The following is a 24,458-nucleotide window of genomic DNA, read 5'->3' on the forward strand; positions in this document are numbered from 1 at the left end:
TGCATGGCTAAAAAATAGCCGTTTCCGAGGAATTATATAACACTACCAAATAATTGTATAACAAAATAAGGCTATGCGCTCCCGATCTTTGTTTTGAACAAAAGATAACACAAGATAACGTGTACTATTAAAATTAAAACACCATGAACCAGAACATATTTAAATACCAGACAAATTCTAGAGTAGGTGCTATAAGACCTAAAGTAAAAAGTTTAGGAACTTTTACTGAAGAATTACTAAGTGAAGTTTTATTACACAAAATGAACTTCGACGGAATAGATATAAAAGAGTAAAGATGAAGAGTAAATTAAAAATTCTATCAGCTATTATATTTTTTCTATGGATTATAGGATTTTTCTTTTTTGAACTTGGATTTATTGTTCACCTAGCATTAGTAGCAGCCACAATAGTATTAATACTAGGTGTAGTTTACGAAAAATGATTATTAACATTAAAAACACAACTATGAAAACTGTACATATTAACACAAACACTATTTCTCAAATATTTAATTCATTACAAACTGAATTAGGTGGAAAATTAAACGTGTCGCATCAAGAATTTAATCTTGTTTTAGATAACACCTTGGTGGAAGGAAATATTTCAGGTATTTCATTAGATAATAACATTTCTTTCATGAAATATGATGTTACGTTTAAAGAAGATATCATATTAAAAAATCAGACCACTGCAACAAATCCTATAAATTTTATGTACTGTTCAAAAGGGCAGTTATCTTATGGATTTAGTGAAAGTGGAACCAAAAAAGTTTTAAAACAATTTCAAACGGGAATATTTTCTAGTGATCCAAATAAAGATGCTATTATGTTTTTTAAGAAAGATAACAGCATAAAATTTTCGAACATAATAGTTGATGCCTTAGAAGATAAGAATGCGGAAAGCATTGATTTATTAAGAAACCAGCTTGTAAAAACATTTATGCCAAAGAATGGAGAAGAAACCTTTGCATACGTAGGTTCTTTTAATTTAAAAATTGGTGAAAAAATTCAACAGCTTGATGCAATTTCGCAGAAAGGTATCGTACGTAACCTTTTAATTAATGGAACTGTACATGTAATACTTGCTATGGAAATTCAGCAACACAAAGAAGATTTAAAAAATTTAAAAAACAACTTTGGCTCATTAACTAAAAGTGAAATGGAGGATGTAAAAGAAATTTCAACCTTCATTCAAAACTATCCAGAAATACAATATAGTTTAAAGTATTTAAGCAAAAAATCTGGGTTATCGCCTTCAAAATTACAAGAAGGATTTAAACTTTTACATAATAGAACCGTTACAGATTTTATTAGAAATACACGCGTAGAAGCTGCCGAAAATTTGATTAAAACAACCGATTTAAATATTTCAGAGATCGTATATACGGTAGGGTTAACAAGCAGAAGTTATTTCTCTAAAATATTCAAAGAAAAATATGATTGTAGCCCAAAATACTATCAAGACAATCAACATACGTTAGCTGTAACAGCCTAATATATATACCTATAACTAAGTACTAAAGCCAGCTTCTCAGCTGGCTTTACTTGTTTATAATTTCACGTAATTTAATAGTATTTACCTAATTTAATAATCTGCAACTAAAAAGGTATATAAATGGATATAAAAAAGGTGATAAGAATAATCTTATCACCTTTAAATTAAGGGGTGATTTAACTAGAACGTTTTAACGGAAGCTCTTAACATCCAAGCCATTTCTTCATGTTTCTGCATTAAGCCTGTAATAAAATCGGCTGTTCCTTCATCATTATGCTCCTCTGCATTCTCACTTATACTTTTTCTAATAAAAGCAATCATTTTCTGATGGTCTTCCAACAAAATCTTCATAAAGCTTATACTGTCATTCTGTTTTGGAGTATTTTCTTCGAGTTGCGTTAATTCTAAAAATTCTCGCATTGTTCCTGGAGCGTAAAAACCTAGCATTCGTATACGTTCAGCAACCTCATCTACTATTAATTCTAATTTTCCATATTCTTCTTCAAAGAAAACGTGCTTGGTATGAAAATCATGACCTTCCACATTCCAATGCGCATTTCTATATTTGGTATATAAAATAAACTCATCGGAAAGTACTTGCTGTAACATTTCTGTTACTGCTTTTCTATTATTTTTTTTTATTCCAATTTCTGCTTGTTCTGATTTCATAATAGGTATGTTTTTATATTATTATCTACCTCTAAATTAATCAGATACCACCATTTCACTTGCTGTAAACAAATGATAAATTAGCTCAAATAAAATCAGAAAAATAATTGTTATTTTTTGCGCTTATCAGCGGCTTTCTCAGCATCTTCAAATTTAATATCATCATCTACAACACCTTTAAATGCTTTGATCCAGCCATTTTTAAAAACGTTCCAAATAGTTGGCCAAACTTTAGTAGATACATTGTTTAAATTGCCCTCCAATGGCACTTTGGTTGCCAAGGTGTTATTGCCTTTGTTCTTTAAAACAAACTTAAAGAACCCCACAAATCCTTCCCATAAGGCATTAAAGAACTTGTCTTGTTCTTTGCTTATTAGTTTAGAATCTTTGAGTAATGGTTTTATATAACCTTTTAAATAACCATCTGCAATGGCAATTTCACTAAAAACATTAAAATCGCCTTCAGCAAAATCTATTCCAGCATAATGATTGGTAAAGTCATTTAAAGCAGTAACGGAGGCATTTTCTAGTGAAAACGAAATATCCATATCTGGAATTTGCTTCACTAAATTCATTTTACCTTGTAAATTTAATTTTCCATTACCAATAGATATGGCTGTAGCATGCAGATCTGAAGGGAGTGTTCTTTCTTTTTGTACTACGTTGCGCAAATTTGTAGCTTGTAGATTTACCTGATCCAGATTTAAATCAATTGTTGGATCAGCAGTAATTTGCACAAATGCAATTTTTCCATTTAAAATTTGAAAATTGTTCACATCAATCGGCACCAAATCGGTCAGTGCTTTAGTCCAATCATCAAAATTTGGATCTTCAGTATCGTTTTTTTGTTGGTCTTCAAAAACATAAATTATTTTAGGGTTGGTCATGATAATTTCACTTACCACACTACCCTTTAAAAGTGATTTCCATTCTATTGAAATATCCGTTTTTTCAAAATCTAAAAATGGAACCTCAGAACCAGCATTTATTTTATTTAAATACAGCTTATTTATTACATAAGCACCTCGTATTAATGAAATATCTATATCCTCTATGTGGCCATAATAACCAGGGATGTCCGACAAAACCTTGTTTACATAATTCTTAACAAAATAGGGCAAAAGTAATCTTGCCACCAGCAGTATTGCCAGGATTATTAAAGGTACAGTCAACCTTTTTTTCTTATAAATTTTTCTTTTGGTTTTTGGCTCCATACAAAGTTATGAGTTGGAAATTAACTATTTTCGATTCCCGCGCTATCTTATTCTAAGTACTTTTTAAAATCGGAACCTGATTTTAATTGGTGAAAGGCTTCACCATGTATAACTATCGGATAATGGAATAGTTTTGGATTTTTATCGATAATTTTTAACCAATCCTGTGGTTCTAAATCTACCTTACTTTTTCCAAATTCATTTATAAAATCAGGATGCTCAACGTTTATCAAATCGATAATCGGAATTCCAACTTTTTCGGCTATTTCGGACCATTGTGTTCCAGTAACCTTCGTTTTAGACACATCTATTCCTAAAACTTTTTTGTCTGAAGATTGCACATAGGCATAACATTGTTGCCCAATTGAGTTTTCAGAATTGTAATATAAAGTGATTTTATTTTTGTTTGTTGAAATTACTCCCATAGCCATAATAACTTAGTTTTACAACGAAATTACTATGCTAAAAATCAAACCATTGGCACATTCCATTTTATTATTAATCCTTTTACGATACTAATCTCTTTTGTCTTTTTTACCATTACCTGTTAATGTGGAGATAATGCCATCTTGCACATTAATCCATAAATAATTAAAAAACGATTTTGTAGCATCTCGATTAACGCTAATCGCACCATAGCGATAGCCATTATCGTCGGTATTAGAACCATCGTTAGTAAAAAGATTACCTATAGCGGTAAGTATCTTGCTTACTCCTAACCTATCTTTTTTTAGTATTAAAAACTCAAAATCTTGATACTTCATCTTCATATCGCCATTAGAAACATAAGAATCGCCGCTAAAAGTAAAATACAATTCATTTATAGTGCCCTTGGCTTTAGCTCGCAGATTAGGTTCTAAAAAAGAATTTATTGCGGTAGTTTCAAAATTTTTAATTACTCCAGATGCTTTAAATAAGTCCACCTCATTTTCAGTATAAAAAGTCCAATCTACTTTAATTGGTGCCGCTCCCATAAGTTTTGCTGTATTCGTAAAAATTATAGGTTCTGAAGCCTTGTTAGAAACATTCAAAATTTCGGAATTTAGCTCCGTAAAAACAATTTCTCCAGGTACCGCTTGCTCTGTAACTAATTCGGAATATTTAACAAGGCCATTAGTAATTTTTATTGATGGAAAATGGATTGGAAAAGAAAGTTGCTTTAATTTTTTACTGAAAAACTGTTTTATCGTTACATCATCTGCCTCCAATTTATTCCGGTAGATATCTAAATTAAAATTTTCAAATAAAACAGTTAATGCTTCAAGATGAAAATTGTTTTCAGGCCCTTTAAAATTAAAATTAGACGCGTTGATCAAAGGAATTTTCAAATCTATATAATCGCGTTCTGTTGTAATTTTTTGCGATAATAGTTTTTTAGTAAACTTTGTTTTAAGTAAAAAATTCTGAATAGTTAAATCATTATCAAGAGCTATACTTGCTATGTTTATATTTTCAAATTCATTCATAACTAAAAACACATTTCCTGTTTTTAGCGCAAAAGAGTCAAATAAAAAAGGTATTTGAGAAGCGATAACATCATTAGTCAAGCTAAAGTTTTTAATTTTTAGTGTAAAATTATCCACTTGGCAAAAAGTACTATCTTGTTTTGAGGTTTTTATAGTAAAAAATGCATTATTAATATCTAGATTATTAATTTTTATAGCTTTTTCTATTGTTGTTTTTATATTGGTTTTATTTGATGATTGCTCTTTATTAAAATATATAGTAGACTTTATATTTTCAATAACCACATTACTTATTTCAATAGCACCCGAATTTAATAGTTGAAAATAACTTAATCCTTTCACAGCAATTTTTGTAATTGCAAATTCATGATTTGGAGTATCAGCATCTTTAAGTAGTACATGAACGTCATGTAAGCTTACCTGACTAGTAAAAAGGTTTACCTTAATATCTTTATAATTAATTATCACCTTTTCACCTAAGTCCTGCTTAATAGCATCTTGAATTTTTGTGGAGACAAAAGATTGTAGCGCCAAATAGGCAATTATAGCCAATGCAAATACAACACCTACTATTAGCATTGACTTTTTGTACCGATACGTAATTATTCTATTTTTCATTGTAGTGATAAACTTCTAATTTTTTAATGGTGTTCAAATACTCAATCCATTTTAAGTTTAACCTGAATGATTAAAAACCAAACTATTCTAGTTAGAAATCCTTAATTTGGAACTTATAACTAGTGCCCTATTATTATGAAAACTTTTTTATTAATTGTTTACTTGATTGTTACCTTGTGGTCTGCGTTAAGTATTATTTTTTATGGCTCTAGACCTACAAAATCTTTAAGTTGGTTATTAGCCATACTAGCATTACCATTTGCAGGGCCTATATTATATTACTTGTTTGGTGTAAACAGGCGAAAGTTTAAATTTTTTACGCTCCGGCAAACTCAAAAACGTAAACTTTACAATGAAACCTATAATGAATTAAAGAATACTAAAAATTCGATAAGCCTTAATTCATTCGACTATCCAAAGCTTGGAAAGCTAATTAAAAACAACACTTTTTTTCTACCTTATGGAGGTAATGATGTAAAAGTTTTAAACGACGGCATTGAAACTTTTGATGCTATTTTTAAAGCCATAGAAGAATCCAAAGTGTTTATACACTTACAATATTATATTTTTAAAGAAGGGGAACTTACCGAACGTTTCTATGAAATTTTTAAAAGAAAAATTAAAGAAGGAGTAGAAGTCCGACTTATTTATGATTCAGTAGGAAGCTTTGGATTTAGAGGAAAAACAATTAAGAAATTTAAAGATATAGGTGTTAAAGCTTATCCTATGATGCCTTTACGATTTGGAAATCTACTTTTTACGCTTAATTATCGTAATCATAGAAAAATTGTTATCGTTGACGGAACCATAGGTTTTATTGGCGGTGTAAACGTTTCCGATAAATATATAAAAGCAATTTCCGAATTGGGCGTTTGGAATGATTTACACTTAAAAATTGAAGGACCAGTAGTGAATAGCCTACATCGCGTATTTATTAAAGATTATCATTTTGCCAGTAATGAAGAAATGCTTTTAAACGAAAAATATTTACCATCATCACAATCCAAAGGAGATAGTGTAGTGCAAATTGTTTCTGGAGGACCCGACTCCAAGCAACCCGTTATCATGCAGCAATATATTGCTATGATTAATAGTGCAGTAGAATCTATTTACATAGCAAATCCATATTTTATTCCAGGCACCACTGTTCTACAAGCATTAAAAATTGCCGCCTTAAGCGGAATAAAAATATACTTGCTCGTTCCGAAACATTCCGATTCTTTAATGGCAAAATATAGTATGTTTTCTAGGTTTGAAGAATTACTAGCTATTGGCGTGCAAATTTTTTTACGTGAAGATTTCTCACATAGTAAAGTCATCATTATTGATGAAAAACTAGCTTCTGTAGGTTCTGGAAATTTTGATTACCGCAGCTTTGAACACAACTTTGAAGCTAATGCACTTATTTATAACGAAAAAGTAACCAAAACCATTAGCGATGAGTTTAAATCTTATTGCTCAACAAACATCTCTATTGACTATAGTACATTTAAAGAACGGTCTATATTGAATAAATTTTTAGAAGGGATAGCCAAATTTTTTAGTCCACTTTTATAAAACGCAAAAGAATCAATTATTAAATCAAATAGAGTAAATTTTAACAAGGTTTAGAATTATCTTTGACCCTCAACTAAATTAATTTTATAATATGAAAAAAATAGTAGGAGTAATTGCAATATTTATTTTAACGACTGTGGCTGTACAAGCACAATCTATCTCTAAAAATGCCTTAGGTATTCGTGTTGGAGATAACGATGGGTTTGGTGGAGAAGTTTCTTATCAGCACTATTTAAAAGAGAATAATAGATTAGAATTTGATTTAGGTTGGAGAAGTTCAAAAAACTTTGATGCCTTTAAACTTGTAGGTCTATACCAATGGGTTATGCCTATAGAAGGTAATTTTAATTGGTTTGTTGGCGTAGGTGCAGGTGTTGGATCTTTTGATGCTGGCAATAATAATGATGGCACTTTTGCATTGGTTGCAGGAGATATAGGAATTGAGTATAATTTTGATATTCCGCTTATTTTATCATTAGACGTACGACCTGAATTAGGTTTTAACGATAGTTATTCTGATGACTTAGATTTAGATATAGCTTTGGGTATTAGATACCAATTTTAAGAATTTGAAAACAAAGAAAATCAACATCAAAAAGTGGCACTATGCCACTTTTTGTGTTTTAATACTCTTATTTTTAGCCCTACAGATGCAAGAAAATAAAAAGCAGCACATTATACCAGAATCTATAACACATGAAGCATTAACTGCCCTTTCCTATTATCCGGAACTAAAAAACACTGCAATTGAATTTAAATTTAAAGAACATATTGATAAATCTATAATGCAGGCGCAACCAGATTTTTTGAGTTTATTTAAATCCAAATCAAATAGAAAATACAAAATTTTAATTAGTAGAACTTTTGAAATTGAAGGAAAAAAATTCTCTACGGAAAATATTCCCGAAAATGTTATGATTGGTTGGCTTGGTCATGAACTAGGGCATATTATGGACTACAGAGATCGGAGTAGTTTAAACCTTATATGGTTTGGTGCACGATACTTTTTTTCCGATAATGCTATTAAAACTGCAGAAAGAGCAGCAGATACTTATGCGGTGGATAAGAACATGGATGCCTATATTTTGGAAACGAAAAATTTTATTTTAAATAATACTGATTTATCTGATAGTTACAAAAACCGAATAAAAAAGTATTACTTATCGCCCGATGAAATTATGATTCTCGTAGAAAAAAGAGATCAGTCAAAAAACAACTAAGCCTTAAGCTAGTTTTAGCACAAAGTCTTCCCACTCCTTAAATTTTTCTTCTCCCATTACACGTTCCATTTTTACTTGCCCACCCTTTTTCTTATTGGCACCATTCCACTCGTGAAAAACATTAGGAGCTACCAAATTCACTTTTACACCTTTCAATGCCTTTGATCTGGCAACTTTGTAGTTTTTATTAGCATCCTTTAAATACGAATCTAGTTCGTCAACTACCTTTTCAATATCTAAATTATTCTCGCAACCCAAATACCAACTATGATAAAAATCATCATCAAAACGCTTTGCACATAAAGTATATTCAGGAATTTTTACCTTAAAAACAGTTTCCAAATGTTTAACTGCATCATCCAATTTATTTACCGATAATTGAGAGCCAACAGTGTTTAAAAAGAATTTTGTTCGGCCTGTTATTTTAATTTCAGCACGTTCAATATCTATAAACTCTATTGTATCGCCTATTAAGTAGCGCCACGCTCCAGATACGGTGCTAATAACCAATGCATAATCTTGATTTTTTTCTACTTCGGCTAATGTTAATGCTGGGGCATCGTCTGTAAGCGAACCATCTGATTGTATGTATTCTGGTTTAAATGGTACAAATTCAAAATAAATTCCATTATTAGTTACTAATTTCATAGCATGGGTTTCTGGGCGTTCTTGAAAGGCGATAAAACCTTCAGATGCCAAATAAGTATCAATCACTGTAATTGGCTTACCCATAAGCGCATTAAAACTCTTTTCATATGGCCCAAAAGCCACTCCTCCAGAGGTGTATACTTGTAAATTTGGCCAAATTTCATGTATGTTTTTTACGTTATGGTCTTTAATTACTTTTTGCAACATTAACTCTAGCCATGATGGTATTCCACTTAGTGCTCCAATATCCCAATTCTTGGCATTATCTGAAATTTTCTGAACACGCTCATCCCAATCATCAATTTGAGAAATTTCTTCTCCTGGCTTATAATAGCTTCTAAACCAAAACGGAATTTTACTAGCACTTATACCACTAATTTCTCCTTCTAAATGATCATCTTTTTCCGTTAAATCAGTAGAACTACCTAACATTAAAATTCCTTTTTCAAAAAATGCAGCGGGTAAATCAAAATTGGCCAAAGCGGCTACCTGAGAAATACCAGCGCTACGTATGGCGGTGATCATATCATTTGTAACAGGGATTCTCTTACTCGTTTTTCCTGTGGTTCCAGAGCTTAGGGCAAAATAATCTGGTCTCCCTGGCCAAGTAATATCTTTTTCTCCATCGTGCAATTTAGACCACCATTCTTTATTTATTTTATTATAATCGTAGTAGGGTATCGTCTGCGCAAATAGTGTTGATGGCTCCTGTTCATTCAAGATTTTTTCAAAATTATAACGCCTGCCAAAAGCCGTATTTTTAGCTGAGTTTAATAGACTTTTCAATACCTCTTTTTGTTCCTCAACAGGATTAGATTCTGTTGAAAATTTATCTGTTAAATCAATAACGCCTTTTATTATTTCACCTAGAATAGCCATATTAATTAGTGTTTAGTTTATAAAAAAATCGGAAAGAGTGATTTTTCTTTACCGATTTTTTTAAATTCAGTTTTAAAATTTAATGGACAAAAGATTATGCATTCGCTACTTGTTCTTCGTGTTTACCTTCGCGGATTTCTTCAATAATTTTGCTAATAAAAGCAGGTAAATCGTTTGGATTTCTACTCGTTACTAGACCGTTATCAACAACAACTTCTTTATCCATCCAAGTCGCGCCAGCATTTAAAATATCGTCTTTTATACTCTTATACGACGTTACTTCTCTATTTTGAATAACTCCTGCGCTAATTAACAGCCAAGGAGCATGGCATATGGCCGCAACTGGCTTATGGCTCTTAAAAAAACTGCGGATAAATTGTAAAGCATTTTCGTCGGTTCGCAACGTATCCGGATTAGCAACACCACCAGGTAAAACCAGAGCGTTATAATCAGACTCCTTAGTATCTTTTACCAACTTATTTACAGTGATAGATTTTCCCCAATTTTTATCATCCCAACTTTTTATTTCACCTTCTTTTATAGAGATTATATCAACCATTGCACCCTCTTTTTTTAATGCTTCTAAGGGTTCGAATAATTCAGATTTTTCAAATCCGTCTGTAGCAAGAATAGCTACTTTTTTGTTTTGTAATTTCATAGTGTAATTTTTAAAATTCAATAATCCTTTTCATAAAATATCTAGAATGATATTTGATATAAAATTACAAATGACACTATGAAGAGTTTTGCTCAAATACGTATTTAATGAACTGTATTACAAATGTTTTAACTTTAGAATGTTATTTTTTATGAAAAATTTATTTCTTAAACTTATGTATATACTTAAGTTCCATTTTGAAAAGCTGTTAGTGATAGTTATGACTAATTTTGACTATTCTACAAAAAAAAGACCAACATAGATTTGTGTTGGTCTTTATTATTCCGAAATTATCTTGAATAAGTTATTTAAATCCAATATTTTTTAACCCTTCATGGCTTATTTTAATAGCTTCTAAGGGTTTCATTCCGTCAAATGTCATGTCTTGTTCTACCATATAATATTCCATACCTGAAAGTTCCTTATTTGCCAATATTGTAGCAAAATCTATAGTACCGTTGCCTACAGGAGCAAACCTACCCTCTTTATCCATATCTTTTACATGCCATATTTTAAAACGTCCTGGATATTTTTTAAAATATGCTATTGGATCCGCACCCGCTTTAGTTACCCAAAATAAATCCATTTGAAAGTTAACATATTTAGGATCTGAATGCTCTAGTAAATATTCTATTGGCACAATCCCATCAGCATCTTTCTTAAATTCAAAATCGTGATTATGATATAACAATTTAAGACCTGCGGCATGAGCCTTTTCACCTAATGTATTTACAATATTCGATAAATTCTCTGCTCCACCACTCATACTCATAGTCATAGTTGCATCATCAAAATGAAATAACCCCATTGGTGGAATAGGTACAACAAAATACTCAAAACCAGCAGTTTTAACATCTTTCATCATGGCATCAGCGTTTTCCAGGGTTACATCAGAATGATGGGTGCTAACAGGTGTTAATTCTAGTTCTTTTAATAAATTAGCGAAATCTTCTGGAGACATATTATAGAATTTGCCCTCATTATACCCAGCAGCCTCAATATATGCGTAACCATCATTTGCGACTTCCTGCAGTACTGCTTTTGGGTCTACACCCATATCATCTCGAAGGGTATACAAAGCCAAGCCCCCAAAATTGGTTTCTGTTACAATTTCATCAGTGGTATCTTTTGTAGTCTCTTCCTTCTTGTTCTCTTTGCAAGAAATACCAAGCACAAGTACTACTATAAAAACCGAATACATCGATAGTTTTTTCATGATATAAATTTTGAATTATTTATTAAGTTGAAAGTCTAAGGTAAAATATTACAAAGAGAATTTGTAGAAAAGAACGGACTAATCTGAAACAAAATTTACTATAACGTTTGAAAATAAGGATAGACATTTAATAGCTCAGTTATCTTGTTATTTATACTATTAACTTTTTGATAATTATCATTAATTTATCGTTAATCTTTAGCAATGCTATTTAGAATTAATTTGGTCGATAATATCTTAATTATTCTAATTTGATTTGTAAAACTAATATTCAACTTTTACGATTATTTTGCCTTATTAGGTCAAAAAATAAAGTAATTTTCAACGTTGGACTCATCCTTTTAATTTCACTAAATAGTCTTTCAGCATTTAGCCAATCACCCTCAGATGCACTACTTATGCCGAGTAAGAACATTTGTATTCTTGTTAGTTATGAATCTGGAAACTTCAACCAATATTGGGAAGGTAATTATTTAAGAAAAAATGCCTCGATTGGTACCTTATCGAGAAAAACCATTACTACAATGGCGGCCATTGGCATTATTAAAGACCTCAACGCATATATTAGCCTTCCTTACATAAAAACAGCATCATCAGAACCCAATGGTGGACATTTTGCTGGTGCTAAAGGGTTACAAGATATTGCTATCGCGTTTAAATATCGTACCACAGAAAAAACCTTAGATTCTGGTGATTTGAGCCTATTCACCACATTATCTTTTGCAACTCCATCTAGCGATTATTTATCCGATTACATGCCCTATAGCATTGGATTAGGCACTTCCGAATTTGGAATTCGTGAGATTGCAAAATTTCAATTTAAAAATGGATTTTACGCACAAGCTATGGTCGGTTACTTTTGGCGAGGATATACAGAAGCGGAACGTGATTACTATTACAATAATGGAAGTTTTTACTCTAACATCATGGATGTTCCTAACGCATGGAATTTTGAAGGAGGACTAGGGGTATGGCTTATAGATAACCGATTAAAAATAGAAGCAAGTTATATCGGGATTAGATCTACTAGTGGCGACAATATACGAGCATATAACGCACCTCAACCTACCAATAGGGTAAACATAGACCGAATAGCACTTAGCGCACAATATTACTTTAAAGGTATAAAAGGATTGGGTGTATTAGCTTACCATAACAATGTGGTAAATGGTTTAAATACTGGAAAATTTAGTAATTCGGGGCTTGGATTAAATTACCAGTTTAATTACGCTAAAAATATAAATGCAGAACCAAATGAAAAGTAAAAAGTATATAAAATCATTGCTTTTCGCAATTGGTATACTAAGTATATCATGTGAAAAAGACATCCCTACCTATTTAAGCTACGAGGAATACGAATTTTCTACCGTTGATGAAAATGGTGGAAACTGGAAGCCTATTTTAATTGAAAATGGTTCAGCTTTAATCATTAAATCTCCAGATAATGTTGATTCAGATACGTACAAAAATGAAGTATCTAAACTTAAGGAAGCAATAACAAGTATACAGCCTAATCAACAAAAAGCCATTAATTACTGGACCAACAACCCATTAGTTAGATGGAATGAGATTACTTTAGAACTCATTGCTAAATACAATTTAATTCCCGGACCCAATGAGGATGGCTCCTATACTTTGCCAAATGCAAATAATCCAGAAGGGCCTCCTGCATTTCCGTTTGCGCATCCGCCATATGCAAGTAGAGCATTAGCTTACCTTTCTGTAGCGCAATATGATGGATTAATTTCTGCTTGGCATTATAAATATCTTTTTAATAGAGCTGCTCCATATCGTTATGATAACAGCATAGTACATGCATATCCAGAAAACAATATTCCATCATACCCATCAGATGGTGCTGTTATTGCAAGAGTGTCTAAAAAAATACTATCCGCTATGTTCCCTTTAGAAGTAGCTTATTTACAAGAACTAGAAGATGAACATTTGCAAAGCCTTTTACTTTCCGGCAGTTATGTAGAGAGTGATATTTCTGCGGGAACAACAATTGGTGACAAAATTTCTGAACTTGCATTGACCAGAGCTGCTACCGACGGCATGAAAAAAGCACAAACTACTAAGGCTGTTTCCGATTCCATAAAAGCGGCTGCATTTGAAAGATTTGGTTGGCAGTGGGAAAATCTAGAGATTCCTGTTCGCCCTGTTGGGTTAACTCCTCTTTTTGGAAAAGTAACGCCTTGGAATATTGAAAATATTGCAAGCGTAAGACCCGTTGCTCCGCCAAAATTTGATTCAGCTGAATTTTTGGAAGATGTGGCAATTTTAAAAAATCACGCCAATAATATGACTTCAGAAAAAAGAAGAATTTCTAATTTCTGGCAAGACGGCACTGGCACCTATACTCCACCCGGACATTGGAACAGATTTGCTAATGAATTTATTGTGGAATATCATATGAATCCACTGCGATCTGCAAGAACAATGGCATATTTAAACATGGCAATGATGGATGCAGGAATAAGCTGTTGGGATACCAAATACTATTATCATTATCCGAGACCTATACAAATGATTGAAGGTTTTAAAACCATCGCTGGAACTCCAAATTTTCCAAGCTACACCTCTGGTCATAGTGTCTTTTCTGCTACCGGGGCCGAAGTGCTTGCTTATATTTTCCCTGAAAAGGCCACTTTAGTACGTGGTTGGGCTGAAGAAGCAGCCATCTCTAGAGTTTATGGAGGACTTCATTGGACATTTGATGCAAAAATTGGAACAGAACAAGGTAAAAAAATTGCGCAATTGGCAATAGATAAAGCAAAATTAGATGGATCTGATTAAGCATTTCAAACAGTTTCGCCAACCATAAAGTTTGCTGTTGTGGCTTCAACAAGGGCACTTTCGTAAATAAGAATTTATTACTCCCAAAATAAACTAAGGAATAAGATTAATAACTTAATTTTATCCCATAATTTATCTGAATAAATTATTTAATTACATCGGCAACCGTAACAATTGTGATACAACAAACTTTACTCATTCTAAATGCCTTAGAGTTAAATTTGCCTTTGACCAATCCCGTATTAAAGTTTTTTATAATACTGTTAATCATACTATTTTCTCCTATTCTCCTGAACAAAATAAAAATTCCCCACTTGCTTGGGTTAATCATTGCTGGAGCCTTAATTGGTCCAAACGGACTAAATTTAATTGAGCGAGATAATGGAATCATTCTGTCAGGAACTGCAGGGTTATTGTATATAATGTTTCTCGCAGGTTTGGAGATAGATTTAGCAGACTTTAAAAAAAATGGTAAAAAAAGCCTTGTTTTTGGCTTGTATACGTTTCTTATTCCCATGTTTTTAGGCACTTTGGTGGGTCTTTATATTTTAAAAATTAGCATAGCCTCGTCGCTTCTTTTAGCAAGTATGTTTGCTTCCCATACCTTAATTGCCTATCCAATAATAAGCAAACTGGGCATTGCAAAAAATAGAGCTGTAAATATTACGGTTGGTGGCACTATGATCACTGACACGCTTGCCCTACTTGTGTTAGCAATAATTGTAGGTATGGCTAAAGGAAACGTAGATACGGCATTTTGGCTACAATTAGTATTCGGAATTATAATTTTTGGATTAATAGTAACTTTTCTTTTTCCAATTATAGCCAAGTGGTTTCTTAAGCGGTTTGATGATAATATTTCTCAGTACATTTTTGTATTAACAATGGTATTTCTAGGTGCTGTACTCGCTGAAATGGCAAGTATCGAACCTATTATTGGAGCTTTTCTTGCGGGTTTATCATTAAATCCTCTAATTCCCCATACCTCACCTTTAATGAATAGGATTGGGTTTGTTGGAAATGCCATTTTCATTCCATTTTTTTTATTAGGGGTTGGTATGTTAATCGACTTTCATATTTTTATTACAGATTCTAAAACAATCATAGTTGCACTAGTAATGATTGTAACGGCAACGCTTTCAAAATTTTTAGCTGCGTGGTTAACTCAGAAAACCTACAATTTTTCAGCAGATGAAAGAAGATTAATTTTTGGGTTAAGCAATGCGCAAGCTGCAGCAACACTTGCCGCTGTATTGGTGGGCTACAACACTGTTTTAGCTACCACAACTTCTGGAGAACCTATTCGCCTTTTTGATGAAACTATTCTTAACGGCACTATTTTAATGATACTTGTAACTTGTACTATCGCTTCTTTTGTTGCACAAAAGGGTGCCAAGAATTTGGTGCTATCCCAAACTACCCATATGGATTTGGGACACGAAGAAAATCAAGAAAAGATATTAATTCCAATTAGCAATATTGAAAATACAGAAGAGCTTATTACGCTTGCATTGGCAGTAAAATCTAAAAGAAACAAAGAGGGATTATTTGCCATGAATATTGTTGACAATAATACGAATGACGGAAGTGCAGATAAGTTGGCAAGAAAAATTCTTGATAAAGCCGAAATTATTGCATCGGCGACCGACACTAATTTAAAAACAATATTGCGTTATGATCTGAGTATCATTAATGGTATAAATAGTATTGTACGGGAAAATAATATCACAGATCTTATTTTAGGCTTACACGCTAAAAAACGATTAAGCGATTCTTTCTTAGGGGATTTAACAGAAGGAATTTTATCAAAATGTAATACCACAACACTAATTTACAAATCTACCCAACCCCTATCTACTATTAAAAGGCATGTTATTTTTATACCTGCCAATGCTGAAAAAGAACTAGGATTTGCATTCTGGCTAATTAAAATCTGGAATATTGCTCAAAATACCGGTACCAATCTAAAATTTTATGCTGCAAAGGCGACCTTAGAGTATATAAAAGAGATACATGGCAAATATCCCGTGGAGTGCGAATTTATTTCTTTTAATGATTGGGAAAATCTTTTGAGTCTTACAAAAGACATTAGCAAGTCTGATAATTTAATTTTTGTGCTTAGCAGAAAAGAAGGCCCTTCTTACCTAAGTAGCATGCTAAATATTCCTGAATATCTAAATTCCAACTTTCAAAACCATTCGTTTATTTTAATTTATCCAATGCAGGAAGGGGTATCGGACACCTCAAAAATAAACTTGATGAACCCAAGCTTTATTGAACCTATTGAGAAACTTGATCTTATTGGAAAAAACATTGCGAAAGTATTCAAAAATAGATAAAATATTCATCTCGATATTTTAGCTATATATCTTACAATTGCATAGCATAAAGCATACATCAAAAGCACTAATAAGGTATCCATAATTATCATTTTTATGTGTTATTCACTTACATACAAAAATTAAGAAAAATGTTACCTACTTTTACCTCGTATAATCAAAGTTTGAACCATAATGCAAATTGCTTTAAAAAAAATCATATTTATAAAAATAACTTTAGCATAAATTAAATCTAATGAAAGAACAGAATTTTAAAAATCACGGAAGGTTAGTAGTAGGGTTTCACGGTGTACTCTTTTTAGCGCTTTTGGCATTGTTAATTGGCGCAGTTTATCATCTTTTTAGAACCACATCAGAAAACCTATATCTGGCATCCTTAGTTGTGTTAATAGCAATAATCTTGATTATAATGGCATGGTACATTAGAATGTTTCCTTTAAAGGCCCAAGACAGAGCTATAAGAGCGGAAGAAAATTTAAGATACTATGTAATGACAGGAAAATTATTGCCTAAAGAATTGAGAATGTCTCAAATTATAGCATTACGTTTTGCAAGTGATGAAGAGTTTTTACCATTGTTAGATAAAGCATTGAAAGAAAAACTATCTGCTAAAGAAATAAAAATGGCAATTAAAAATTGGAAGGCAGATTTTAATAGAGTATAATTACTTACTACTACAATAAAAGCACAAAAGCCCTCAACTTTCGTTGAAGGCTTTTTATCGCTCTGCTCCCCCTCTTGGGCTTACCTCGACTACGCTCGGCACAGGCTTCTCGCCCACAAACATATAGCAACAAAAAAACCGCTCAATTTCTTGAACGGTTTTCTGTTTAAAAGCTCCCCCTCTTGGGCTCGAACCAAGGACCCTCTGATTAACAGTCAGATGCTCTAACCAGCTGAGCTAAGGAGGAGTGTACTTTATCGCGTTAGCGGCTGCAAATATAATTGTTTTTTCAAATTAGCCAAACAAAAAAATATGGAAATTTAAAAAAATTTTAATCTGCCTATTTATTTAAGATTTTTTCTTGGATAACAACCCAGATATCATGTCCAAAAATAACCGCCATTAAACTCATAATAATTACAAATCCAATAATTTGTCCACGTTCTAAAACTTTCTCACTTGGCGCTCTACCAGAAATCATTTCATACAGTAAAAACATAACGTGACCACCATCTAATGCCGGGATAGGTAACAAGTTTACAAAAGCCAACCAAACAGAAAACATGGCTAAAAAGTTCCAGAAGAACATCCAATCAAAGGATTTAGGCATCATATCTACAATACCTATAGGTCCTCTTACCGATTTATAAGCTTCAGTTTTTGGTTTTAAAATAATTTTGAATTGTTTTATTTGTTTGGTCAATACATGTATTGTTTCTTCAAAACCCGCAGGTATCGCTGCCAAAAAGCTATAATGGTCTGTAACACTTATATCTTCAATCATAGGGCCAACTCCAATAGTAGCATCATTACCTACGGTCATATCTAATGTTTTAGAAGCTCCATCTCTAAAAACGGTAATCGATATTGGTTGTCCTTTTTTTGAAATAATTTCATCAACAAATTCATCCCAGTAAACAAGGCTTTCTCCATTTACTGCTTTTATTTGATCGCCAGGCATTAACCCTGCTTTAATTGCTGGTTTATTAGGCAAAAGTGTATCTATAATAGCTTTGTAACGGTACGATAAAAATCGTTTTCCTTTAGCTCCAAGCACATCTCTTATACCTTCATCTGGAATAGGAAAAGTAACTTTTTCGCCATTTCTATCTACGGTAATGTTATCCCCCAAAAGAATATCTAACATGGCATCATCAAACTTTTTAGTTTTTATGCCATCGATAGCTAAAATTTTATCACCAGTTTTTAAACCTATACGCTCGCCAATAGAATCTACTTGTATTCCATATTTTATATGATCTGCAGGAATATAGTTATCCCCGACGGTATAAAACAATCCTGAATAAATAATCCACGCCAAGAAAAAATTAACGGTAACACCACCTAACATAATAATTAGTCGTTGCCAAGCTGGTTTGGATCGAAACTCCCATGGTTGTGGTTCTTGTTTCATTTGCTCGGTATCCATGCTTTCATCAATCATACCGGCAATCTTAACATACCCACCAAGTGGTAACCAGCCTACACCATATTCTGTGTCTCCAATTTTTTTCTTAAAGAGTGAAAACTTAACATCAAAAAATAAGTAGAATTTTTCCACCTTAGTTTTGAAATATTTTGCTGGTATAAAATGACCTAATTCATGAAGAATTACTAGGATAGATATAATTAAAATAAAGGTCAGTAGCTTTGTGAAATAATCCATTAAATAATTTAGTATTAGCTTTTAAAGCGCCAAAAGTAAGCTTTTACAAGGTGTAAAAAAAGTAAAGTGTAACTCACCATAAATTTTTAAGAAATAATTAGCAGCTACACCCCTTAATCATTTGAATGATAGCTCCAAGCTTAGTACCTTTGCAATAAAAATATGCGCTCTTTTTTTGCCAAATATAAATTTTTTGGATTGGTACTTTTAGGATTATCCATTGTGATAATGTATTTATTTTATAATGCCTTAAAGCCTAAAAAACTGCTTCCAATTTTACAGCCTGTTAATTTTAACCCAGAGCTAGTAGATTCCACTCTTTTACATGTTAAAAAATACCATACCATAGCTGATTTTTCATTAATTAATCAGAATGGCAAAACAATTACGAATGCTGATTACCAAGATAAAATCTATATTGCTGATTTCTTTTTTACAACCTGTCCAACCATTTGCCCTATAATGACGGATAACATGGGACTTATTCAAAAAGAAATAATAAATGATGACGATGTAATGCTCCTATCGCATTCGGTAACACCGCAAATAGATTCTGTTGCTCAATTAAAAAAATATGCCTTGGAAAAAGGAGTCGTAGATAGTAAATGGAATTTAGTTACTGGCGATAAAAAAGAAATATATGATTTAGCCCGCAAATCGTATATGGCAGTAAAAACTGATGGCGATGGTGGCCCTTACGATATGATCCATACGGAAAATTTTATTTTGGTAGACAAACAACGTAGAATTCGAGGTACTTATGACGGAACCAATCCGGAAGAAATTAAAAAACTGCTTGAAGACTTAAAGATTTTAAAAGCATCATATATTAAATAATTTTTAAAATTTAATTTGATGAATACCTCGCCTGTTTGTTCTTTTTCTTTTACTTTTGCTCTTACTTAAAATCAATCTAAATAAAAATTGATAAAAACGGTTGCAGAATTAAAGCGTGGAGAAAAGGGAATTATCAAAGAATTTGCTGATGATATTCTACCTATAAAGCTACTAGAACTTGGTTGCTTGCCTGGTAATGAGATTGAGTTAGTGCAAATTGCACCCTTAAAAGATCCTATTTATATTAATGTAAATGGCTCTCATATTGCTATTCGCCGATCAATGGCAAAATTGATTGAATTAGAAATAATCGAAGACGCGCATTTACTATGAGCAAGCAAATTAACGTAGCACTTATAGGAAACCCCAATACGGGAAAGACTTCTGTTTTTAACCAACTTACAGGTCTGAATCAAAAAGTTGGAAATTACCCAGGCATTACTGTTGAAAAAAAAGAAGGTATCTGCAAGCTCCCACGTGGTGTAAAAGCGCATATTATAGATTTACCTGGGACTTACAGTCTTAACACCACCTCACTAGATGAAAGTGTTGCGGTAGAGTTGCTTTTAAATAAAAACGATAAGGATTACCCAGATGTTGCCGTTGTAATTGCTGATGTTGAAAACCTTAAACGTAATCTTTTACTTTTTACCCAAATTAAAGACCTTAGAATACCCACAATCTTGGTCATAAATATGGCAGATAGAATGTCTCGGAAAGGTATTTCTATAGATATTGAGCTACTAGAAGAAAAGCTAAATACCAAGATAGCACTAGTTAGTACTAGAAAAAATGTAGGTATTGACCATCTAAAAGAACTTATTTCTGATTACAAAAGTCTTTCTATTAGCCCTAATATAGATACGACCGTTATTGCCCCTGAATATTTTGAACGTTTAAAAACCACGTTCCCCAAAGAAGATCTTTATAAACTGTGGTTGGTTATTACACAAGATGTAAACTTTATGCCGATTGAAAAGAATCTTTTTCAAAACGCGACCTCTTTTGCTACAAAGTCCAAACCAGAGTTAAAACGCCTACAACAAAAAGAAACCATTTTAAGGTATCAATTTATTAATGGCATTTTAAAGCAAGCCCATAAAATAGATCTTAATGCTGCAAAAGGACTTAGAGCTACATTGGATAAAATATTAACACATAAAGTTTTTGGGTATCTTATTTTCTTTTTAATACTGCTTACAATTTTTCAAGCTATTTATGTTTGGAGTGAATATCCTATGGATATGATCGAGAGCTTTTTTGCCAATGCAAGCGAGCTAGTTAAAAACACTTTACCACCCGGTGTTTTCACCAATTTAATAGCTGAAGGAATTCTTGCTGGCATTGGAGGTATTGTTATATTTATTCCGCAAATTGCTTTCTTATTTCTATTTATTGCCTTGTTAGAAGAAACTGGCTATATGAGCCGTGTGGTTTTTTTAATGGATCGCATTATGCGTCAATTTGGTTTAAGTGGCAAAAGTATTGTTCCCTTAATTTCAGGAACCGCATGTGCAATTCCAGCAATTATGGCGACCAGAACTATAGAAAACTGGAAAGAAAGATTAATAACCATATTAGTAACGCCTTTTACTACTTGCTCCGCTCGTTTACCCGTTTATTTAATTATCATTGGTCTTGTTATTCCAGAAGGTCGTTTTATTGGTCTTAGCTATCAAGCATTAACTTTAATGTTACTGTATCTTATTGGGTTCTTTACAGCAATTTTTTCCGCAATGATTTTAAATAAGATTCTTAAAATCAAAAGCAAAACATTTTTTGTGGTAGAAATGCCTAACTATAAGCTTCCTTTAGTAAAAAATGTAGCCTATACCGTACTTGAAAAAACCAAAAGTTTTGTGTTTGGAGCCGGTAAAATAATCTTAGCCATTTCAATAATTTTATGGTTTTTAGGCTCTAATGGTATTTCTGATGATTTTAAAAATGCTGAACAAATTGTAGAAAACAGAATTACAAATCAAGGCTTAACGAAGTTCAATTCCGATGCTTTGGAAATAGATATGGCAAACTATGAACTTGCTTTAAAAGATAGTGTTGCAAATAAAACCAATACAATATCTAACTTGGCAATACAAGACTCTGTTGCTAAAAAATACACCGAATTATTCGAACGTGCAAAAAGGCAGGAAATAGCAAGTTATAAATTAGAAAACTCCTATATGGGTTATATGGGAAAGGCAATAACTCCAATTGTTGAGCCCTTAGGCTATGATTGGAAAATAGGCATAGCGGTATTAACATCTTTTGCTGCGAGAGAAGTATTTGTAGGCACATTGGCTACCATTTATAGTGTAGGTAGTGATGAAGAAGATACGATAACTAATAGAATGGCAGCCGAGGTTAACCCAAAAACTCAGAAACCTTTATTTAATTTGGCCTCAGGAATTTCATTGTTATTATTTTATGCTTTTGCTATGCAATGTGCCAGTACTTTAGCCATTGTAAAAAGAGAGACAAATTCTTGGAAATGGCCTTTAGGTCAACTAGTTTTTATGAGTGTTTTTGCGTATATTATAGCTTTTATCGCTTATCAAATTTTAAAGTAAAATGGATACACTACAAAACATATTGCTCTTTATCACTTTAGGCATTGCTGTAGGATATATAGTTAAAAAATTCTTCTTGCCAAAAAAATTCAGCGTTACCAAAAAACAAAAAAGTTGTGGTTCTAGTGATTGCGGGTGCCATTAAAGTCAATACCCTTTTATTTAAATAAAATTAACTTTTAGGCAACCTTTTACTTCTCAAATACGTCTTATTCTACAAACAAGACAATGTTACTATTTTTTCTGTTTTGCATAATCAAACAGTTAAATAAGTATTAAATACATCATAACAAAAACTAAAACACACCCTTTTTGTTCTTTGCACATTCTTTTTTTGCTAAGAACAATCAACAAATCTATTTGTATGAATACTAAAACTACTTTCTTTTTTCTTTTAGCATCTATTTTAAATTTTACAAATCAATACGGGCAAACGGTAAGTGCAAGAATTCTAGATTCCATTTCCAAAGAGCCTGTGCCTTTTGCAACCATACAATTTGCAGAAAATAGTGGCGTAATTTCGAATAGTGAAGGGATGTTTAGTGTTATACTAAACGCTCCGAAAGTAGCTACCGATTCATTGATTATTTCATGTATGGGATACAAAACTTATAAAACACTACTTAAACAATTTAAGGATAGCGTAGTGCATTTGTCCCCTCAAAACATAACACTTAAAAACGTTGTTGTAACCAATAAAAATTATAGCGCTGAAGAATTAATAGATTTGGTTAAAGATAATATGGATAAAAATTACAACACCTCTTTAACCCAAAAACGATTGTTTTTTCGAGATCATTATCATCAATACATCAATAGAACCAATTACTCCGATTTTGAATCTACTATTGAAGCCTTTGATAAGAAATTTGTAGATAACTTACTAAATTCCGTACCTAAGAGCAGTGATTATTATACAGAAACACTTGCTGATTTATATGGAGATTTCACCAAAGACAAGCAAAAGATTTCGGTGATAAAAGCATCAAAAATGTATGATAAAAACAAAGAGCTCGATTTTGAAATATTGGAAAAGAAATTAGAAAAAATTCTGCATGATAATGTAAAACCAGACTCATACCTAAAAGTTAAATCTGGTATTTTCGGAACTAAAATAGACAATGATGAACTTTTTGGAAACCAAATAGATTCTACTGATGTTGATGCGTTGAACAAAAAATTGGAGGAAGAGAAAAAAAGAAAAGAGAATGAAAAATTATACTTTGCCAATGGCAGAAAAAGAAGAATTTCAAATTTACTTGAAGATCTTTTTTTCATGGATGACTCCAACCTAAATTTTATTTCTAAATCTAGAAAATACGATTTCGCAATACAAGAATTAACTTATTTGGGTAATGATGTGGTCTACGTAGTAAATTTTAAACCAGACGGAGGCGCCGATTACAAAGGAACCCTTTACATTAATGCCGATGATTTTGCCATAATGCGTGTAGACTATGAAAATGTAAAATCTTTAAAAACCTTTAAATTATTAGGTGTTTTCATGAACGAATATTTAGATAAAGGAAAAATGATTTTCTATAAAGATGCCAAAGGTAAGTACAACTTAAGGTATCTTGAAAAAGAGCATGGTGGTATGGCAGGAGCAAAAAGACCTTTAAAAATTATAGAGTTTAATAAAGTGGTAAAAGGTAAAAACAGACAGAATGAGTTATCATTAAAATTTGATGCTGCTGCCACAAATATTAATAAATATGAAATTGTAATCTACGATACTCAAGATATCGACAATTCAAAGTTTGATGGTTTAAAAGAAGACAATACCATTATACCAACGTATTTAGCTAATTACGATCCTGAATTTTGGAAAGGACACACCATAATTGAACCCAACAAAGCTATTAAAGCCTTTACTGCTACAGAGGAAATAACAGAGTAAATTAGGTAAGTAAATGTTAATAAAACTATAAAATAGAGCCCTTAGTGTAA

22 protein-coding genes and 1 tRNA gene are annotated in these 24,458 nt (G+C 32.2%); 14 read left to right on the forward strand and 9 right to left on the reverse strand.

The genetic code is table 11. The features are described from left to right. Positions 1–143 precede the first annotated feature (143 nt). From B8963_RS15915 to B8963_RS02815, 3 genes are read left to right on the forward strand one after another with little or no spacing between them, the layout of a single operon-like run. Entirely contained in the window at positions 144–293 is a 150-nt protein-coding gene (locus B8963_RS15915; protein WP_159447269.1) for a hypothetical protein, read from the forward strand. A 2-nt stretch (positions 294–295) separates the two neighbouring features. Beyond that, a complete protein-coding gene (locus B8963_RS16225; RefSeq protein WP_143312453.1) occupies positions 296–442 on the forward strand; it encodes a lmo0937 family membrane protein in 147 nt (48 codons plus the stop codon). A 23-nt stretch (positions 443–465) separates the two neighbouring features. Continuing rightward, complete coding sequence (locus B8963_RS02815) at positions 466–1,494, forward strand: helix-turn-helix domain-containing protein (protein WP_084060699.1); 1,029 nt, start codon at positions 466–468, stop codon at positions 1,492–1,494. A 180-nt stretch (positions 1,495–1,674) separates the two neighbouring features. Here the strand turns inward: B8963_RS02815 and B8963_RS02820 are convergent, their stop codons facing one another. The 4 genes from B8963_RS02820 to B8963_RS02835 all read right to left on the reverse strand — a co-directional run bounded on the left by B8963_RS02820 (position 1,675) and on the right by B8963_RS02835 (position 5,461). Then, positions 1,675–2,163 carry a Dps family protein gene (locus B8963_RS02820; RefSeq protein ID WP_084059882.1) on the reverse strand — a complete coding sequence of 163 codons (489 nt, stop codon included), beginning with the start codon at positions 2,161–2,163 and terminating at the stop codon, positions 1,675–1,677. Between the two features lie 110 nt (positions 2,164–2,273). Next, positions 2,274–3,377 (reverse strand): DUF748 domain-containing protein, encoded by a 1,104-nt coding sequence (locus B8963_RS02825; protein ID WP_084059883.1) that lies wholly within the window; start codon positions 3,375–3,377, stop codon positions 2,274–2,276. A 47-nt stretch (positions 3,378–3,424) separates the two neighbouring features. Beyond that, complete coding sequence (locus B8963_RS02830) at positions 3,425–3,808, reverse strand: arsenate reductase family protein (protein ID WP_234989597.1); 384 nt, start codon at positions 3,806–3,808, stop codon at positions 3,425–3,427. Positions 3,809–3,892: 84 nt separating this feature from the next. Further along, positions 3,893–5,461: an AsmA family protein gene (locus tag B8963_RS02835; protein WP_084059884.1), complete on the reverse strand. Its 1,569-nt coding sequence runs from the start codon at positions 5,459–5,461 to the stop codon at positions 3,893–3,895. Positions 5,462–5,596: 135 nt separating this feature from the next. On the opposite strand from B8963_RS02835, the gene cls reads away from it, so the two are divergent. From cls to B8963_RS02850, 3 genes are all read left to right on the forward strand, one after another. Further along, positions 5,597–7,018 carry a cardiolipin synthase gene (cls, locus tag B8963_RS02840; RefSeq protein WP_084059885.1) on the forward strand — a complete coding sequence of 474 codons (1,422 nt, stop codon included), beginning with the start codon at positions 5,597–5,599 and terminating at the stop codon, positions 7,016–7,018. Positions 7,019–7,109: 91 nt separating this feature from the next. Continuing rightward, on the forward strand, positions 7,110–7,583 hold the full coding sequence (locus B8963_RS02845; protein WP_084059886.1) for a hypothetical protein: 474 nt from the start codon (positions 7,110–7,112) through the stop codon (positions 7,581–7,583). A 4-nt stretch (positions 7,584–7,587) separates the two neighbouring features. Beyond that, positions 7,588–8,238, forward strand: coding sequence for a hypothetical protein (locus B8963_RS02850; RefSeq protein WP_143312455.1), 651 nt, complete (start codon positions 7,588–7,590; stop codon positions 8,236–8,238). 3 nt (positions 8,239–8,241) lie between these two features. On the opposite strand, the gene B8963_RS02855 is transcribed toward B8963_RS02850, so the two are convergent. The 3 genes from B8963_RS02855 to B8963_RS02865 form a co-directional block, all read right to left on the reverse strand. Continuing rightward, the gene (locus B8963_RS02855; protein ID WP_084059888.1) at positions 8,242–9,765 is read right to left on the reverse strand and encodes a GH3 family acyl-acid amido synthetase; all 1,524 of its coding nucleotides are present in this window, start codon (positions 9,763–9,765) and stop codon (positions 8,242–8,244) included. A gap of 94 nt (positions 9,766–9,859) precedes the next feature. Further along, on the reverse strand, positions 9,860–10,423 hold the full coding sequence (locus B8963_RS02860; protein WP_084059889.1) for a type 1 glutamine amidotransferase domain-containing protein: 564 nt from the start codon (positions 10,421–10,423) through the stop codon (positions 9,860–9,862). A 304-nt stretch (positions 10,424–10,727) separates the two neighbouring features. Beyond that, positions 10,728–11,639, reverse strand: coding sequence for a sugar phosphate isomerase/epimerase family protein (locus B8963_RS02865; RefSeq protein ID WP_084059890.1), 912 nt, complete (start codon positions 11,637–11,639; stop codon positions 10,728–10,730). Between the two features lie 398 nt (positions 11,640–12,037). Here B8963_RS02865 and B8963_RS02870 point away from each other — a divergent pair, with 398 nt between their 5' ends. The 4 genes from B8963_RS02870 (at position 12,038) to B8963_RS02885 (ending at position 17,438) form a co-directional block, all read left to right on the forward strand. Next, positions 12,038–12,904: a transporter gene (locus tag B8963_RS02870; RefSeq protein WP_200810817.1), complete on the forward strand. Its 867-nt coding sequence runs from the start codon at positions 12,038–12,040 to the stop codon at positions 12,902–12,904. After that, entirely contained in the window at positions 12,894–14,435 is a 1,542-nt protein-coding gene (locus tag B8963_RS02875) for a vanadium-dependent haloperoxidase (protein ID WP_084059891.1), read from the forward strand. Before B8963_RS02870 ends, B8963_RS02875 begins: the two co-directional genes overlap by 11 nt. A gap of 176 nt (positions 14,436–14,611) precedes the next feature. After that, positions 14,612–16,774, forward strand: a complete 2,163-nt coding sequence (locus B8963_RS02880; protein ID WP_234989598.1) for a cation:proton antiporter — start codon at positions 14,612–14,614, stop codon at positions 16,772–16,774. Positions 16,775–17,009: 235 nt separating this feature from the next. Beyond that, positions 17,010–17,438, forward strand: a complete 429-nt coding sequence (locus tag B8963_RS02885) for a DUF6526 family protein (protein ID WP_084059892.1) — start codon at positions 17,010–17,012, stop codon at positions 17,436–17,438. Between the two features lie 173 nt (positions 17,439–17,611). On the opposite strand, the gene B8963_RS02890 is transcribed toward B8963_RS02885, so the two are convergent. Both B8963_RS02890 and rseP read right to left on the reverse strand, forming a co-directional pair. Further along, positions 17,612–17,685, reverse strand: a tRNA-Asn gene (locus B8963_RS02890). A gap of 93 nt (positions 17,686–17,778) precedes the next feature. Further along, entirely contained in the window at positions 17,779–19,104 is a 1,326-nt protein-coding gene (gene rseP / locus B8963_RS02895) for an RIP metalloprotease RseP (protein ID WP_084059893.1), read from the reverse strand. A 162-nt stretch (positions 19,105–19,266) separates the two neighbouring features. On the opposite strand from rseP, the gene B8963_RS02900 reads away from it, so the two are divergent. From B8963_RS02900 to B8963_RS02915, 4 genes are all read left to right on the forward strand, one after another. After that, complete coding sequence (locus tag B8963_RS02900; protein ID WP_084059894.1) at positions 19,267–19,941, forward strand: SCO family protein; 675 nt, start codon at positions 19,267–19,269, stop codon at positions 19,939–19,941. Positions 19,942–20,028: 87 nt separating this feature from the next. Then, positions 20,029–20,274, forward strand: coding sequence for a FeoA family protein (locus B8963_RS02905; protein WP_084059895.1), 246 nt, complete (start codon positions 20,029–20,031; stop codon positions 20,272–20,274). After that, entirely contained in the window at positions 20,271–22,508 is a 2,238-nt protein-coding gene (feoB, locus tag B8963_RS02910) for a ferrous iron transport protein B (protein ID WP_084059896.1), read from the forward strand. Before B8963_RS02905 ends, feoB begins: the two co-directional genes overlap by 4 nt. A 364-nt stretch (positions 22,509–22,872) precedes the next feature. Continuing rightward, entirely contained in the window at positions 22,873–24,408 is a 1,536-nt protein-coding gene (locus B8963_RS02915; protein WP_084059897.1) for a carboxypeptidase-like regulatory domain-containing protein, read from the forward strand. Positions 24,409–24,458: the final 50 nt, after the last annotated feature.

The sequence above is a fragment of the Cellulophaga tyrosinoxydans genome, assembly GCF_900176415.1.
In the GTDB taxonomy this organism is placed as follows: Bacteria; Bacteroidota; Bacteroidia; order Flavobacteriales; family Flavobacteriaceae; genus Cellulophaga; species Cellulophaga tyrosinoxydans.